Source organism: Mesorhizobium sp. M7A.F.Ca.US.006.01.1.1 (genome assembly GCF_003997935.1).
GTDB lineage: Bacteria > Pseudomonadota > Alphaproteobacteria > Rhizobiales > Rhizobiaceae > Mesorhizobium.
The window spans coordinates 1-15,721 of the sequence record NZ_RZQL01000172.1; the positions used below are offsets into that span (position 1 = coordinate 1).

The 15,721-nt window shown below is 58.0% G+C and carries 19 protein-coding genes; 12 read left to right on the forward strand and 7 right to left on the reverse strand.

All coding sequences use genetic code 11. The annotated features are described in order from the left end of the window. A partial coding sequence (locus tag EN943_RS25605) for a porin (RefSeq protein ID WP_206522806.1) occupies positions 1–257 on the forward strand: 257 nt, incomplete at its 5' end. Between the two features lie 74 nt (positions 258–331). Next, the gene (locus EN943_RS25610) at positions 332–838 is read left to right on the forward strand and encodes an RES domain-containing protein (RefSeq protein WP_127415126.1); all 507 of its coding nucleotides are present in this window, start codon (positions 332–334) and stop codon (positions 836–838) included. Positions 839–1,111: 273 nt separating this feature from the next. Here the strand turns inward: EN943_RS25610 and EN943_RS25615 are convergent, their stop codons facing one another. Next, entirely contained in the window at positions 1,112–1,570 is a 459-nt protein-coding gene (locus EN943_RS25615) for a hypothetical protein (RefSeq protein ID WP_127415127.1), read from the reverse strand. A gap of 57 nt (positions 1,571–1,627) precedes the next feature. Beyond that, entirely contained in the window at positions 1,628–2,230 is a 603-nt protein-coding gene (locus EN943_RS25620; protein ID WP_127415128.1) for a hypothetical protein, read from the reverse strand. Between the two features lie 95 nt (positions 2,231–2,325). Here EN943_RS25620 and EN943_RS25625 point away from each other — a divergent pair, with 95 nt between their 5' ends. Continuing rightward, the gene (locus EN943_RS25625; RefSeq protein WP_127415134.1) at positions 2,326–2,853 is read left to right on the forward strand and encodes a helix-turn-helix transcriptional regulator; all 528 of its coding nucleotides are present in this window, start codon (positions 2,326–2,328) and stop codon (positions 2,851–2,853) included. A gap of 450 nt (positions 2,854–3,303) precedes the next feature. On the opposite strand, the gene EN943_RS25630 is transcribed toward EN943_RS25625, so the two are convergent. Continuing rightward, entirely contained in the window at positions 3,304–4,329 is a 1,026-nt protein-coding gene (locus EN943_RS25630) for a dienelactone hydrolase-related enzyme (protein WP_127415135.1), read from the reverse strand. Then, a complete protein-coding gene (locus EN943_RS25635; RefSeq protein ID WP_127415136.1) occupies positions 4,319–5,932 on the reverse strand; it encodes a hypothetical protein in 1,614 nt (537 codons plus the stop codon). The genes EN943_RS25630 and EN943_RS25635 overlap by 11 nt, the downstream gene beginning before the upstream one ends. Positions 5,933–6,270: 338 nt before the next feature. On the opposite strand from EN943_RS25635, the gene EN943_RS25640 reads away from it, so the two are divergent. Continuing rightward, positions 6,271–6,615 carry a hypothetical protein gene (locus EN943_RS25640; RefSeq protein WP_127415129.1) on the forward strand — a complete coding sequence of 115 codons (345 nt, stop codon included), beginning with the start codon at positions 6,271–6,273 and terminating at the stop codon, positions 6,613–6,615. On the opposite strand, the gene EN943_RS37745 is transcribed toward EN943_RS25640, so the two are convergent. The 3 genes from EN943_RS37745 to EN943_RS25650 are packed head-to-tail and all read right to left on the reverse strand — an operon-like array spanning position 6,612 to position 7,920. Further along, entirely contained in the window at positions 6,612–6,776 is a 165-nt protein-coding gene (locus EN943_RS37745) for a hypothetical protein (RefSeq protein ID WP_164753924.1), read from the reverse strand. The two genes, EN943_RS25640 and EN943_RS37745, sit on opposite strands and share 4 nt — an antisense overlap. Continuing rightward, positions 6,773–7,321 (reverse strand): thermonuclease family protein, encoded by a 549-nt coding sequence (locus EN943_RS25645; protein ID WP_095776128.1) that lies wholly within the window; start codon positions 7,319–7,321, stop codon positions 6,773–6,775. Before EN943_RS25645 ends, EN943_RS37745 begins: the two co-directional genes overlap by 4 nt. Continuing rightward, positions 7,318–7,920: a hypothetical protein gene (locus tag EN943_RS25650; protein WP_095776129.1), complete on the reverse strand. Its 603-nt coding sequence runs from the start codon at positions 7,918–7,920 to the stop codon at positions 7,318–7,320. The genes EN943_RS25645 and EN943_RS25650 overlap by 4 nt, the downstream gene beginning before the upstream one ends. A 66-nt stretch (positions 7,921–7,986) precedes the next feature. Here EN943_RS25650 and EN943_RS25655 point away from each other — a divergent pair, with 66 nt between their 5' ends. From EN943_RS25655 to EN943_RS25690, 8 genes are all read left to right on the forward strand, one after another. Next, the gene (locus EN943_RS25655; RefSeq protein ID WP_127415130.1) at positions 7,987–8,661 is read left to right on the forward strand and encodes a lytic transglycosylase domain-containing protein; all 675 of its coding nucleotides are present in this window, start codon (positions 7,987–7,989) and stop codon (positions 8,659–8,661) included. A gap of 12 nt (positions 8,662–8,673) precedes the next feature. Then, a complete protein-coding gene (locus EN943_RS25660; protein WP_127415131.1) occupies positions 8,674–8,988 on the forward strand; it encodes a TrbC/VirB2 family protein in 315 nt (104 codons plus the stop codon). 3 nt (positions 8,989–8,991) lie between these two features. Next, on the forward strand, positions 8,992–9,285 hold the full coding sequence (locus EN943_RS25665) for a VirB3 family type IV secretion system protein (RefSeq protein WP_006339854.1): 294 nt from the start codon (positions 8,992–8,994) through the stop codon (positions 9,283–9,285). After that, entirely contained in the window at positions 9,282–11,684 is a 2,403-nt protein-coding gene (locus EN943_RS25670; RefSeq protein ID WP_127415132.1) for a VirB4 family type IV secretion system protein, read from the forward strand. Before EN943_RS25665 ends, EN943_RS25670 begins: the two co-directional genes overlap by 4 nt. Then, positions 11,668–12,825, forward strand: coding sequence for a lytic transglycosylase domain-containing protein (locus tag EN943_RS25675; protein ID WP_127415133.1), 1,158 nt, complete (start codon positions 11,668–11,670; stop codon positions 12,823–12,825). Before EN943_RS25670 ends, EN943_RS25675 begins: the two co-directional genes overlap by 17 nt. A gap of 9 nt (positions 12,826–12,834) precedes the next feature. Then, the gene (locus tag EN943_RS25680) at positions 12,835–13,569 is read left to right on the forward strand and encodes a type IV secretion system protein (RefSeq protein WP_057143243.1); all 735 of its coding nucleotides are present in this window, start codon (positions 12,835–12,837) and stop codon (positions 13,567–13,569) included. A 182-nt stretch (positions 13,570–13,751) separates the two neighbouring features. Further along, entirely contained in the window at positions 13,752–14,795 is a 1,044-nt protein-coding gene (locus EN943_RS25685) for a type IV secretion system protein (RefSeq protein WP_057143244.1), read from the forward strand. 67 nt (positions 14,796–14,862) lie between these two features. Beyond that, positions 14,863–15,582, forward strand: coding sequence for a type IV secretion system protein (locus tag EN943_RS25690; protein WP_057143245.1), 720 nt, complete (start codon positions 14,863–14,865; stop codon positions 15,580–15,582). Positions 15,583–15,721 lie beyond the last annotated feature (139 nt).

Genomic DNA, 15,721 nt, shown 5'->3' on the forward strand with positions numbered 1-15,721 from the left:
ATTGGGCGATCTGGGCCGGCGGCACCTACAAGTTCAACGACAAAACCGCCTTCAATACCCAGATTTCCTATGACCAGGGCAAAAATCTCGGCATCGCGGCGAACGTCGCCTATACGATCGTACCCGGCTTCACGATCACGGCCGAAGTCGACTACCTCAACGCAGGTAAGTACGGGGCGGCGGATTTCAGCAACTGGACCGGCGCCGATAAGAAAAGCAGCATCGGCGGCGTTCTTCGTTTCCAGCGGTCGTTTTAGCGGATCGGCCGCACGAGGCTGGTGGCCGCAGCATTGCCGTTGCGGACACCATGCCAATCGAGAGTGATCCCAGAATGGGTGTTGCGGATGACGAACGGTTCGCAGTTGTCTATCTGGGCACTCTGAAGGTCAGTTTCCTCGAAGCCATCCTGCGCTACCAGGGAAATGGCCGCGTTGGCGACTGGCTGATCGAATACGCCGAGCTTGATTCCTGGACGTGCGCAAAGATGAAAGTGAGAGAGCCTCTGCGCCTCGCCGATCTGCGCGGCGACGGATCGATCCGGATGGGAATCCCTTCAGACGTTCCGCGCGGCACGGGACACGCGCTGAGCCAGATTTGGTCGGCCGCTATTTGGTCACATGACATGCGACCCGATGGATCATCTACACATCGCGGCTCAACGCTCAACGGAGAAACTCACGTCGCCGTGTGCGTGCTTTCGAAGCTGGCGGCCGAGGCCACGCCACGATTGCTCGATTGCCGGACGGATTGGCGGCTGTGCTGCGGGATCTCGGGGCTGCCCTCGTTTGAGCTGAGTTATATATTACAAAATAGGATAAATCCTAGTTCCATAAGATAGATTATGCGACTTTCACCAGTGTAAGTTAATATTTCTTAACACCGCAAAGTATTTATAACACTTTATCCCGATCTTTCCGATTGTAATCGACAGAAATACGATCAGTTTCCACAGTCAAGCCTACTCCAAGCCTCAGATCAACAGATCGATGTTAATGGCCCCATCTCACCGCCTGATCAAAACTTGGCGGGCGACTATGGCCTCTTCTCAACCGCCGGCGTCCCAGGTCAGACCATATCGGCCTTCGCTCGCTCGCCACCCCTCTCGGTGCACTCACTTGTGCGGCATACAATACACGCCCTCGGATTCCATCAGTACCGCGCCACCCTTCAACTCGCTCAGTGCGCCGACCCACGCTTGCGAATAAGTGCGGCTGGCATCCACCGCCGTCAGCCAAAGAACGCGATTGTCGGCCAGTTCCACTCTAACTTCCTGCTGCAAAGGGCTCCCCTGCACGGTCTGTTGATAGTGGCGTTTGATCCTGACATTGCTGGCCGGGAACTCAGCTTCGTTGCTACCGTAGTTCAGCACAAATCCGGTGTGGTCCTCAGCCACCGAGCAACTGCCATCGCGCTCACACACGATTTTGGCAGCGGTCTTGCAGTCCCATTTCAGTGAAGCGGGCCACATAGGATTGTCTACGTTTGATCGGGGCTTGTCGCTCTGACCAGCCGCCGTCAACACAGCGCCTGTGTTCAAAATCACCGTGGACAGGAGAAGCACCTTGAACACTACAAACCTCCGTGAATTGTGACCCTCATAGTGCCTCGTCCTGCTCGATCGCCTGGCTTAGCGCATGTTGAGATTGAACCAGCTTTTCTGGCGCACGCCGTTCGCGTCATCATACTCGATGAACCAGGGCTTTCCGCGCATCGGTCGAGGGATGGTGTAGTAGGTGGGGCCATTACCAAGGGAATGCCCTCGATCGTTTCCCGCAGGCTGGATTGTTGCCGCAACCACCTTACCGTCGATTTCGATTTGGACCGGACGTGATCCGTCTCGATGATGCCCGCCGAGGGCGTTGTTTTTGAAAACAACGGGCAAGGAGAGCCTGTCGGCCGCGATGCGGCAGATGTTCCGTTCTTGACCTAAGCCCGGCCGATCGGATTCGGAGCTGCCAACTGCTTGCCAGCCAGACGGACAATCCTCATACTTCTCAAATCTCGCCGCGCTGGAGTTGGCTTGCGGACAGGTCGGCCAATTAAAACCCGGGGCTTCCATCGCCGCAATCAACTTGTAAATTGGCGGGTGGCACGAGGGGGTGCCTTGCCAGTCGCCGGAAAGACATAGGAGGACCTGACAGCCCCATTCCGACGCTTTCGATTGGGATGGAAGAGCTGCGGCGCCCGCGATGGCGACGGCACCCCCTAGTAGGAATTTGAGTATGGTCATAGCCTTTCCTCGCTACAGATTTGACAGTTTACTATGGACGATCGGCGCGAAAAAGGACAGGTCGAAAAGGCAGGTTTGTGCGACTACATCGATTTATGAAACGAGACGACGGAGGCGTGGTCGACAACCCGTTGCGCGCCAACATTGCACTGACGCTTGAGCGGGAGAGAGCCAGACGCGGCCTAACCCATATGCGCATGGCCGAACTGTTTCGGACCCCCGAGGGCGAAAAACTGGCCTATCGAACCTACATTCAGACTGTGCGTCACAAAAACAATGTCACATTGACGACGCTGCAGATCATGGCAAACGGCTTGCAACTGTCTTTTGCATCACTGCTCGCCGGCGGCAAGAAAGTTCCGGAATGGGCGCATCGGTTGGACGACAATGCGATCCGCAAGCGGCTGGCGCACATCATCGATTTTGAGCGACAACGACGTACTTTGCACCGCTATGAGATGGCCGAACTCATCGGCGTGGCGGAGGCGACATTCACGAAACTGGAACGCGCGAGCGGCAATATCAGCGTGGACACGATTGCGGCGATCGCCAAGGCGTTGAAACTTGATCCAGCGACCTTCCTCTTTTCCGAAAAGATGCCGCCTGGCGGAGCCGACATCTAGCCGCCTGACGAGTGTTCCTAAAGGGCCTGTAATACGCCCCCAGCCGGCGACCGCTCCCATGCCCCTGCCCGTCAGGCCCAGCGGCCGACTTTAGACTAGTACCCCCGCCGCGGCTGTCGAGCCGCTGCCGTCATCGTCGGCTGCTACCCTGTTGCAGCGGCGGGGATGATAAGGGACTACATGGACGACTGTGCCGGCGTCGGGAATTCTGCTGATGAAGAGCTTCCTCTTGAGGGTCGAAACCATATGAGAACAAGCCGTCAAACCTAGCCCGGTGTGATTGCCGGCGCCTGTAGAGTAGAAGGGTGTCGTGACTTTTGCCGGTGTCACGCCTGCGCCGTTGTCGGCCAATTCCAGGGGTCGGTTCCGGTAGGGGGGCGACCCAGATTCATCACTTTAGTGTCGTGCCACCAGAGAATTTGCTGGTGAACTGACCGGCCAACGCCAAACTCATGCTTGCCGGGCAGACTTGTCAGCACGCGACAGAAACCGCTTCAAGCTCAAACCGGCCAACAAAATGTATGGCGGCATGGCGAGCGAATAATGACCACAGTTTAATTCCAAAATATTTGGCCTAGCTCCGGCGTCCTTCAGCCTCTGCATGAACCTCTCCGATAGCTCTGGCAACACCACTTTGTCTCTCTTAGCCAACACAACGTGAAGACCGAGATCAGGCCGTGCCAAACTATCTGCGTAATTCTCCAAGTTAAGTGGACCCCAAGCCCTTCTGAACTCGGTCAGCTTAATCGCTGGCTCGAGACTAGCACGTATCAATCGTGTCGCGCGACCCGCCCAAACCATATCCGCTAGACTCCCCGCCGTGAGAAACAACGAGGCTTTCGACACAGCCGAGTCGTGCGCCGCGAGAAGGCCCGCAACCCAGGAGCCTAAGCTCATACCGAGAACTGAAATCTCTCGATAGCCTTCGATCTTCAACCAACGTATGAGCTTTCGCCCATCTAACACTGCCTGCCTTACAGATTGAATCGTTCGACCGAGATTAGGGCTAAGCATATAGTCAGCGTGCGCGGAGCCGGGACGGCTGCGCTCGAAGTGATAAGGCATAGCGATCTCGACAACCGTGATGCCACGTTGCGAGAAAAAGTTGGCGATCTGACGATTCCGGAAGGTTGCATTCCAATGGTGAAAAATCACCATCGCCTGATCGAACGACCCGCTTTCTGTGATTTTCGCCGAGACGACATTGTTCTGTTCGATATCAGTAGATATGTCCGATGGAAATTTGAGCCACCCATCTAGCCTTTCAAACCCCTGAACACTCACATTCGGGTCATCGAAAAAGGCTGGATCAGCCACGGCTTGGTCCGCAAGGGCACAGAATTCCTCGATACTTGTTATCTTATCCGCACCTGGAAAGGCGCGTTCCGCGTCAAGGGCGAAATCGGTTGACTTCTTCCCTTCCTCACCGCGTCGCGCCCGCCGCTCATCCCAATGATCAAGCCAACTATGATACACTCTGATTGTTTCCCAACTTAATCGCTTGCCGTCGCCCCAACCCTGGATCAAACAAGCCATATATTGCGAACAGCACTCCAACGCCCAGAAGGATCGAAAAGCCAGCAAATGCATCGATCAGCAAGTAGCTAGCCACGAGTAACGCTACGATCGCTGACATCTTCCACAAAGACATACGAAACCGAGGTTCGACACCTACACGGATGGAGCCGTACAGAAATACAGCACAGGTCGAAATAGCGATGAGAAGGCTACTATAATGGGTCGGCCTACGGTAGCTGATCACGGCGGTCACATCATTTCGCCCATAGAAGGCGGAAGACATATCGCCGACCAACCACGCCACAATATTCTCCCCACGCGATGTCAGGTAAGCACTCTGGAGCTTCATGACTATGGCGATCAGAAGACCCAAAACAGTACACCGAAAAATCGCACGCATAACCCTGAGGCTGGCTTCATGGAAGCCGTATTGATAATCCACCTCGGGCGAATTACTCGCTGCCTTTCCAATTCTCCAAAGATCATGGATCACTGTATAAAGCAAAATTAGACCTACGAAGAACAGATAAAAACATAGGCACATGTATAGGTAAGCGAGCCCCGTGAACACGATCGCTTCCGGCACCGATATAACTTCAGGGCGCACAATCGCTAACGAGCCCCAGTCCGTCGCATAGCTGCCACCACCTTTGAGCAACGGGATTAAAGACACGCCGATCCACTGAAAAAGACCGGCGAATACCACACAAATCAAAAGAACCGCCCAATATGAATACGAAGAAGCTTGTACGCTGCGCGCCCAGGCATCGTCGCTTTCCATCTTGTCGCCCTGCGCTACAAGCTTTGGGCGGCCTTCATCTTTCCAAAAGGTCACCAGCTCTGTCACGAAGGCAAAAAACAGTGGCAAAAATACCATGAAGACGAATGTCCAATTCGCTGTCCAAAGAAACCCAACCTGCTTGACGACGCCATCCGCCCGACCATATGTCACGCTGTGAATCCCCGTAAGATACGACAAAAACCCAAGAGCGGTGACACCCGCAAACACCGACGCCGGTAAATTCAGGGGAGATCCGCGACTAAAAAACGCCTCCGATTTCCTCGCCAAACTAAAACGCCGGCTCGGCCCTTTGGGGTCAGTATCCCGTGTCAGCACTGCTGGGGAGTCTGTCTCGTCGTCGAAGGTCGCCGTCAGTGCCGTATCTGGAATCTCCTGTGCAACGCTGCTTCCGGCTCTCTTCCATCCTCGTCTCTTGATCGATAGCCGCGATTGCGCCGCACTAAGCTCCATCTGCCATTCGCTAGTTGCGACCGGATCATCGCATCCGAGAATCCTCGCCAGCCAACGAATGTTGGCAGTGCTAATACCCTTCTCGTTCTCTTGAAACCAAAGCTGCACCGTTCGTAGATCGACCCCAACCCGGTTGGAATCAATCTGTGAAATCGCCTCTGCAAGGAGCTCGGGCGTCCATGGGCCGGCAGGAAACCCGTCTTTGCCCAGTAGTCGACCCGCGCCCGCCGCCGCCAATCGTTTGAATAATTCTTTGAAATCACTCCCGTCTCTGGGCGGAGGGAGAAATAACTTTCCGTTCTTAAACAACAACTTATAGGCTCTAGTTTCGTTCCGCTTCGCTAGGCTTCGTATCTTATCGTGCCTTCGTGCTCAATCAACGCTTTTATCAACTGGATTTGGCCGGCACGGGAGACGATCGATGACTGGTGACCCGCTGGAGAGGCTGCACACGGTTGTTGCGGGGGAGATGTTTCGCAAACCGCCGGCCAAGGCACTGAGCTGCCCGGATCGGTCGCGACCGCATGAGCGAAAAGTAGGGGAAGCCAGGGCTTCGGGAGTCTGAGAAGCAGAGGGATGAAGCCATCCCTATTTTTCTCGCCTCCCCAGGTATCAATTACGAATTGTCATGAGCGTGGAGCCAATCGATGCCCATTCAAGTGGTCTGTAACAACGGAGTGGTGGAAGAGGCCGACGGGGTCCCGAATCTGATCGCGGCGCATCGTCAGGCAGTCGCCATGGTTGAACGTCTCGGCAAGCGATGGATGGGGGCAGAAGGGCCGGACGCGACCCTGACCGGCCGGCGATTGGATTCGGTCATGGCGGAAGAGGTTATCGCGCGTCGGCGCGCGGCCGCTGCGCCGGTGGCCGATGTCGTTGAGATGAAAATGAAGGCAGCTTATTTCTGTCGGTTGTTGGGGAACGACTGGTGCGAGATTGACGTCGACGATATGCGCGCGTTGCTCGGTTCTTTCGCGAAACTGCAGGCCTAGGAGAAGAGCGCTGAAATCCATGAGGCCACGGTATTCCAGGCCGCATAGAGCCCTGCAGGCACCAAGATGATTGCCAAGAACGCCGCGGCTCCGCCAATAGCGCCGTCACCGCGTCCTTCCACGGGATAGTAATATTTGTGCGCCTCATCGTCGTGCTTCATTCTTGTCTCTCCGATCGCTTATTTAGCAGCAGCTGAACAGGGTGCTGAAACGTCGTGCCCCACAAACCTGCACGTTTCATCTTAGCGTTGATTTCCGCGACGAGGTAGTTCTCATTGACGGCTTTGCCCTTTGCTGTCGTTGCGGCAAACGCGTATCCGGTCGCTATGAGCGCGGTGCCGACGTCGATTGTGTCGCCATTCAGCTGCGCACCGCAGACGACAAAGGCCGCCTTGTCGAGGGCGTAGCCGATTGGCTGGCATGTCACCGCCGCGCTATCGAACAGTGCTGCCAGATGCGCCAGCGAGATGTTCCCGCAATCGAGTTTGTTCCCATTTGGCTGTTCAGCCGACGTGCCGCGAAGACATGACTGCACGCCATAGAGGCGGAAAAGATGGTCGCCGTCACGCCAGGTATCTCCAGTCAGCAGTTGAGCCGATTTCGATACCGCGAAGGGCGTTTGCGCAGCAGATTCGGATGCATCCTGGGCCTGTGCCGATGCGCACAAACCAAAAGCGGCCAGCACTGCAAAGCGCGCCTGTTTCATTCCTGGAACTGTCCACCGAGGTCGGCGGAGTGCTCCAGATCGGGGCGCAGCGACTTGCCGTCCTTGTTGCGTCCGATTGCGGCCATGCCGAAGAAAACCATTTCGTCATCGTCGTAGGCGACGTTGTACGGGTCGTTTGTATTGCCCGCACCCACGAGAGAAAAACACGACACGGCGTCGGGTTCCCCCTTCCTGCTCTGCAGCACAAGCGTTTTGCAAAGCACGACAGAAGCACGATGGTTGTAGATTCCTTCTTCATAGTCCTGCGCGGCCTTCGTGCAGTCCCACGCCTGCGTCTTGTAGGTAATCTTTGGATTTGGGCAGGCGGCAAGGCCGCGCAGTCGATAGGCCACGCCGTTGATGACGCGCTCGGTCGCCGACGACGCCTTAACCGGCGAACTGAGGGTCGCCGCGTCGCGCTGAAAGAGCGCGCCTTTGGCATCGTAGCGCTCATAGACGAACACCTTCTCGCCCGGCTTGGCAAACTGGAGCAGGTAGTGTTCCGACGGCTGCGCGAAGGCATTTGGAGCGTCGGCGCCGGCAGCATAAGCCGCGGTGCCCTGGAGCAGCAAAGCCGTGCAAAGGGCAATCTGTTTCATCGAAATCCGTCCCTGCGGTGCATATGGTGTTGACACTTTACTAGGGCTGCGTGTAGCCATAGTAAAGTGTTAAATTTTGGCGACAGTATGAACACTCGAACAGCTCTTCTGCTCACCCTGTGTGCCGCTACAATGCCCTTGGAAGCGCACGGCCGGGATCTGGCATCAGACCGCGTCGCGGTCGCCTTTTCAACGCCGGCGCAAGCCCTTACCTCAGTCGGGGCGCAGAGGCCTGGGGCGTGCAAGACCGGAAACCGTACTGAAGTCGTCGAACTTGTGCGTTCAGTCGCGCTGGACGAAGGCTTCGACGCCGATCTGGCCGAGGCGATCGCATGGGCTGAAAGCGATCTCGGCGCCAATCAGGGTCCGTCCAAGGCCGGAGCCCTTGGGATCATGCAGTTGATGCCGGGGACGGCGGCCGATCTCGGCGTGAGCGACCGTTGCGATACGCAGGCGAATGTTCGGGCTGGCTTGCGCTATCTGAAGTCACTCTATGACGAGTTCCAGGATCCGCTGCTGATGCTGGCGGCATATAACGCCGGGCCCAACAGCGTCTACAAGGCGCAGGGCATTCCGGTGAATCCGGAGACCGCGGAATACATCGTGAAAATCCTCAACCGCTGGAAGTTCGGCGGTGTCGTGAAGAAGTCCGCCCTGGCCAAATCCGAAATGCTCGCGGCCGCTCCGCCAGCAAGCGGAGACGCTTGGCAGGATGGTCATGTCATGGATTTCGGCAACTGAAAGGAGCCAAGGGTGGAATACAGGAAAGCAGGCAAATTTGCCCTGAAACTGGCCTTGGCCTCGGCGATCGGAATAGCGCTCGCGCCAGCGACCGCATATGCCCAATCGGCGGCACCAGTCGAAAACGTGCTGGAGTGGTTCGTCGGCGTTCTGCAGGGCAACATAGCGCGCTCATTCGCCATCATCGCGGTCTGTTTTCTCGGCTTCCTCGCCATGACGGGCCGGCTGGCGTGGATGATGGCTTTTTCCATCATCATTGGCATCGCTCTGATCTTCGGCGCTGCCCAGCTGGTGGATGCGGTTCGCGCCACCGCGGGAGGCAGCTGAGCCATGGACGACGAGGAAGTCTATGTCGAGCCGGTCAGCCTGCCCCTGACACGCCCCCCGATGAAATGGGGGGTGCGCTATGAAGTTTTTGCACTGAACGGCATCCTTGCGGTGATCGGCTTTATCGCCACGAGCAGCTTCATGCTGGGTCTTGGCGTGTTCGGCGTGGTGCATCTGGTCAGTGCCTATCTGTGCCAGCGCGATCCCTACATCTTTCATATTTTCGAGCGGCGCGTCTCCAAACGCGGAGCCGTGGCGAACCTCACTTTCTGGGGGGCGAGGAGCTATTCGCCATGAGCCTCGACGCGGACCTGAAATTTGGCCGTGAGCGCCGCCGCGAAAAGCCGGCTGCGATGCACATCCCCTACCTTCGCCATGTCGATGACAATCTGATCGTGACGAAGAGCGGCTTTCTGGTCGGCGCCATCCGGCTCAGCGGCCTGCCATTCCAGACGATGGACCAGGCCGAGTTGAACAGCCGAATGTTCAACCGCAACACCACGTTCCGCAATCTTTCGACCTCTCGGTTTGCGGTCTACACAACGATCATCCGCCGTCACGTGACCCCGGAAATCGAAGGCGACTTTGACAATCCTTTCGTGGCCGAGCTCGACGCCCGCTACATGGACGAGCTTGGCTTGAAAAACCTTTTCGTCAACGAGGCGTATCTGACGGTCATACGGCGCCCGATGGTCGGCCGGGTCGGCTGGGTGGACAAGGCGCTCAATGCATTCCGTATCAGCACCGCTGGCGAAGAAATCCGCGAAGAGGCAATAGCCGAACTGCATGACATCCTCGACGGCATGGTCAAGGATTTCAGCGCATATGGGGGACGTCTTCTCGGTGTCGTGAAGCGCCGCGACAGCTTCTTTTCCGAGCCCGCCGAATTTCTGGCGAAAATCCTCGCCGGTGGTGGCGACGTGGAAATGCCTTTGCCGCGCATGTCCCTTGGCGATGCGCTGGCGACGCGGCAGCTGTTTTTCGGCAAGTCGGCGCTGGAACTTCGCGGTCCGGACCAAGCCAAGCTCGGCGCCATGGTGTCAATCAAGGAATATCCGCCGTTCACCGCGCCGGGTTCTTTGGACGGTCTGTTGCGACTGCCGCATGAGTTTGTCCTGACGCAGAGTTTCGCGATCGAAGACCGTGTCACGGCGATGCGCAGGATCAACACTATCGCCAACCAGGTCGAGGGTTCCGACGAGGCGGGCACGACGGTCGAGGTCTCCGTCCACGACGGTGCCGACAAGCTGGCTGGCGGCGAAGTCGTATTCGGACAACATCACATGAGCGTTATGGCATTGGCGCCGGACATGACTGGTCTCAATCGTGCGCTATCCGACATCACGGCCGAACTTTCGCGCATGTCGATCGTGCCGGTCCGCGAGACACTGAACACGGAACTGGCCTTCTGGGCGCAGTTGCCGGGAAATTTCAGCTACATCGCGCGACGTGCGTTGATCTCGTCGCTGAATTTCGCCGGCCTTTTTTCCGGACACAATTTCCCGTCCGGCCAACGTGACCGGCTGCATTGGAAACGGCCCATCGCCTTGCTCGAGACGACCAGCCAGACAGCCTACTATTTCAATTTCCACGTACACGATGTCGGGCACTTCACGGTGTTCGGCCCGACCGGCTCGGGCAAGACCGTGGTGCTGTCGTTCCTGATGGCGCAGGCCATGCGCATCATGCCGCGGCCGCGATGTGTTTATTTCGACTACATGCGCGGCGCCGAGATCTTCCTTCGGGCGCTCGGCGGTCGTTACGAGGTGATGGAACCCTCTCAGCCGACCGGGTTCGCGCCATTGCAGCTTGATGACACGGCGGAAAACCGTTCTTTCCTGGAAGATTTACTCCTCTACATTCTGACGCCGGAAGGCGGCGCGCTTGATGTGGCCGAGATGCGCGTCATCAACGCGGCCGTCGACATGATCTACAAGATACCGCGCGAACAGCGGACCTTCGACCTGCTGCCGGAAGTGCTGCGGGGCTCGCTGATGCCTGGCATGAATGATCTGGCGGCGCGGATACAACCCTGGCTCGACCCGAAGGACAAGGGCTGGCTTTTCAACAATCCCGTCGATCTGGTCGATTTCTCGAAACCCGTTGTCGGGTTCGACATGACGAAGATCCTGGGCGACCGAAAGCTGCGCTCGGCGGCGTTGCTCTACATCTTCCATCGTCTCGAGGACGTCATCGACGGCTCGCCGATCATGCTTTTCCTCGATGAAGGCTGGAAGCTGCTGGACGACGAGGTTTTCGCCGCTTTCATCAATGAGACGCTGAAGACCATTCGTCGCCGCAACGGCGTGGTCGGCTTTGGCACGCAGACAGCGGAAGACGTCGTCAACTCCTCCATCTCGTCGTCACTGATCGAGCAAACGAAGACCAACATTTTCTTCCCCAACCCCAAGGCGAGCAAAGAATCCTACGTGGAGCGCTTCTCGCTGACAGCGAAGGAATTCGAGTTCGTGCGCCGAACCGCGAAGGAAACACGCACCTTCCTCGTCAAGCACGACAGCGACTCGATCGTAGCGAAGCTCGATTTGTCGGCGATGCCCGATCTTATCAAGGTCTTGTCCTCGAACGAAGCCAACAGCAAGGAATGCGCACGGCTCCGGGAAACCTTCGGCGACGAGCCGCAGATGTGGTTGCCGTACTTCTGCGGATGGGAGGACGAGCATGACGAAGCGGCTTAGCAGCTTTTGTCTGGCCGTGGCTCTCGCGACAGCGGAAAGCATGACCGTGGCTGTCGCCCAGATCGCGGTCATCGACGGGCCGAACCTCGACAAGCGGCAAGAGGACGAGCAGCACAGCACGAAGTCGGATGAGGCCAAGAAGGACGAAACCGACAAGAAGAAAAGCGTCGTCTGCACCTATTCGAACAAATACCGCTCACAGATGTTTCGCCGATCCCCGGCCGAAGCGTTGCAGCGCGACGCGGGCAACGTGAAGATGATCCGCTACTATGCGCAAAAATATGGCGTGCCCGAAGGCCTGGCGCTGTCCGTTGCCTATCAGGAATCGCGCTTCGATACATGCGCCGGGAGCCACACCGGCGTCAAAGGCGTGATGCAGCTGACCAAGGGCACTGGCAAGTCCATGGGACTCGACCGCGACGTGAACGAGCAGAATGTCGAAGGCGGCGTCAAATATCTCGGAATGGGCGTGAAGCAATGCGGCGCGACGAGTTACAGCTGTCTCGCCTCCTTCTACAACGGATCGAACGCAGGCGAGCAGAACCAATGGGCCGGCGGCGTCGGCCGCTGGAACAGCTACTTCAACGACTATGTATCGAGCGGCAAGGCTCCCGCCGCCGCGCCGCCACCATTCTCGATCGTAACGGCCGACGGCGCCGGCGGCACGGCTCAGGAAGCGGCCATGGGCACGGTGAGGAAGGCGGCTGGCGGCCTTGATGCAAGCTCATCGCAGATGGGCGCCAACAATGCTGCAATCGACGCGCTGGCGGGCAACGTTGGCCAGGTTACCGAATACAAGGATGCGTGGGAGCTGAACTCGTCGGCTCGTGGGATCAACGCCGATGTCACCAACCAGTACCTCGCCCAGGCGGGGGATTTTACGACGTTGCTGGGCCAACTTCTATCGTTGCAGAATGTTCAGGCATCGCAGTCGTCCAAGCTGGTGCAACAGCCGAACAGCGGCTCTCCAAACCCGTTCTCTTGTGATCCCGCGGAATTGGAGCGGTTGAGGATCGATCGCGGCCGGTGGCTACCATGCGCACTTGAGAACGCGGCGGCAAGCTCGGCCGACAGCAGCTCGATGACCATCACCACAGACCCTGCTGGCGCTGCCAGCGTGATCAATTCTCTACAGCAATAGGAGGCTGACATGAAGACATTCGCGATTGCTGCCAGTCTGGCGCTTTGGGCAAGCACGGCCCACGCACAGATTGCCGTCATTGATGGCGCCAATCTCGATGTCGCCCGCAAGAATGCGGACAACACCAACTCCATCATGGATTCAAACAAGGATATCCTGAAAAAGAGCGAGGAGATCCTGCAGGCTCTCAGCGGCAGTCGTGATGGTTCGCTCGGCATCGGACAAATGGGTCTTGGCGGCAACATGTCGATTGCCCAGGCTCCCTCGTTCGGATCGATCCTGAACGGCGGTGCGCTTTCGTTTGGTGGCCTTTCGCCCGAAATCCAGAAAATCGCAGGCGCCGTCATCAATGGGCTCCAGCTGGTGAAGCAGCTCCAGCAGATTGCCGGCAAGGAGACCAGCGCCGTCAACACGGCCTATGGCGGCAGCGTCAATGTGGCCTCGCTGCTAAGCGCATTGACCTCGCAGGCTTCGCAGGGCGTCACCCAGCGCCAACAGTCCCTCCAGTCCGCGAGTGGGCAGATCGGGCAGTCACAGGACGTCAAGGGATCGGTGGACCAGAACACCCGAATGCAGCTGGAAAATGCGCGCGCGGTCAACGAATTGATCGGTGTCCAGAACGGCGCGGTCGCGGCCCTGAATGAGAAGCTGAAGGGGGACCTTCTTCGCCAGAGCCAGGTCCAGAAGATGATGACGCCGCGCAACGTCAATCCGTTCGCGGAATTTGGCAAGAGCGGAGGCTAGCGCTTGTCGAGGCGAGTGCTGCGCATATGCGCTGTAATTGGGCTCGGCGCAGTGCTGTTTGGATGCGCAAATCGCGAACGGAAAGCGCCGTGCGGGCCTTTGGCGTATGCCCGCACCGACGAATGCGGCGCGCTAAAACCGGTCAATTCAACGCCGTTCGCCAGCATCATTGACGAGGATCCATGAACGGTCTCGCCGCAAGCATTCTGGGTGGCATTGACAACATCGGCGAGGACTTCGTCCGCACCGTCTATATGCAGTTGGGCAATGCGATGGGCAACGTCTTCACCCTCATGCTCACCCTCTATATCGTGTGGTGGGGCTATTCGATCCTGAGCGGGCGGGAGTCGATTTCGCCGCTCGAAGCGGCCTATCGCCTGGGTCGCGCCGTCATCATCTATCTGCTGCTGACCGGATGGGGCACATTTTCCGCGACGATCTATCAGCTTGTCCAAAGCATTCCAGATGAGGTCGGCAAGGTCATCGTCGGCGCCGTGTCGCGAGCCACCGGCAATCAGCTCAGCGATCAGGCGGCAATTCCGGCGCTCATCGACAACCTCTACAAAGGGGCCCAGGACGTCGCCAATCAGGTGTATAGCGGATCCTTCTATGACATCTTTGGCGCGCTCTTGTCGCTGCTCGTCCTGCTGTCGGCCATCATCTTCGCAGCGCTTGCCATTGCCGCGATCATCGCCGCCAAGGTGATGTTGTTCATTACGCTCGCCCTGGCGCCGATATGGATCATTCTATGGCTTTACCGATGGTCCTCGCGCATGAGCGAAGGCTTTCTTTCGCTGACCACCTTCCTGATGATCCAGCAAATCCTGATCTACGGCTTTCTCGGTTTCTACTTCTCGCTCGTCAATGCGGCGCTGAACACCGCCACATCAGGTGGAGCGACTATGGACAGCAAGATGTCGCTGGTGCTGCCCCTGGTGCTGGTGACGATCATCGGGATCTACGTTCTCATGCAGATACCCTCGATTGCTTCCATCCTGAATGGCGGCGGGTATCTCAGCACCGTGGGCGCATACAACCCTTATAGAAACTTCGGCACAAACGCCGTGCGCTACTCCGGTGCACGATGGGCCGCCGGCCGCGCCGCTCGGGGCGCCCGGCAGCTCGTGGCAAACAGCTTCCGATCCCCGCGAGCAGCAAGGGCGGACGACGCAGCTCGCTCCGCCATCCAGCAAGGTGCGCGCGATAACGCCAGGCCTCTGGCCTAGAACACACGAACGATCCATCGATCGCGGCCCTGGATCAGGATGCGTCACGCAAACGAGGCAATAGTAAGTGTCAACTCCATCGGAAACACCTGCTAACAGCGGCAGCGAGCTCGTCGACAGACGCTATTACAGGGCGGGCGCCACCTGGGAAGACGACACGCACAGGTCAATGCGGCGATCGCGTACATTGGCCTGGATCGTCAGCGGCGTTTCCGGACTGGTGGCGGTACTTTCGCTGCTGGCGCTCGTGCTGATCCTGCCGCTCCGGCAGTTCGAACCGTACGTTGTCGAGGTCGACAAATCGACGGGCTACCTCGAGATCATGCGCGCGCTGAAGCCTGGAGATTTGTCGCAGAACGAGGCCGTCACGGCGGCAAATCTGGTGCGCTACATTCGTGCGCGCGAAACCTACGATTCGCGTGAGCTGAAACAGAATTACGACCTGGCGCAGCTCTACTCCACCGACGCAGCGTCCAAGGATCTGACTTGGCTTTTCACGCCTGCAAATCCGCAATCGCTGGACAAGATCTATGGCCGCAATGTCACTGTCGCGGTCGAGATCAAGTCGGTTTCCCTGCTCAATCGCAACACGGCCTCGGTGCGCTTTGCCACGACGACGCGGCGGGACAATTCATCCACCGCCGATAATTGGGTGGCGGTGATAAAATTTCGCTACACCTCAACACCGCTCAAGAACGAATGGCGTTTCGACAACCCGTTGGGATTTCAGGTTACGGATTACCGCCGCGACCAGGAATCGGCGCCGGCCGCGGGGAGCCTGCAATGAGACGGCGCGTGAAGCTGGCGCTGTGTGCCGCCCTTCTCTTCTGCGCGACCCATAGCGCGGCGGCGCGCGATGGCCGCATCCGATATGTCACCTTCAACAATGACGACGTGACGTCGGTGCGCGCCGCTCTCGGTATTTC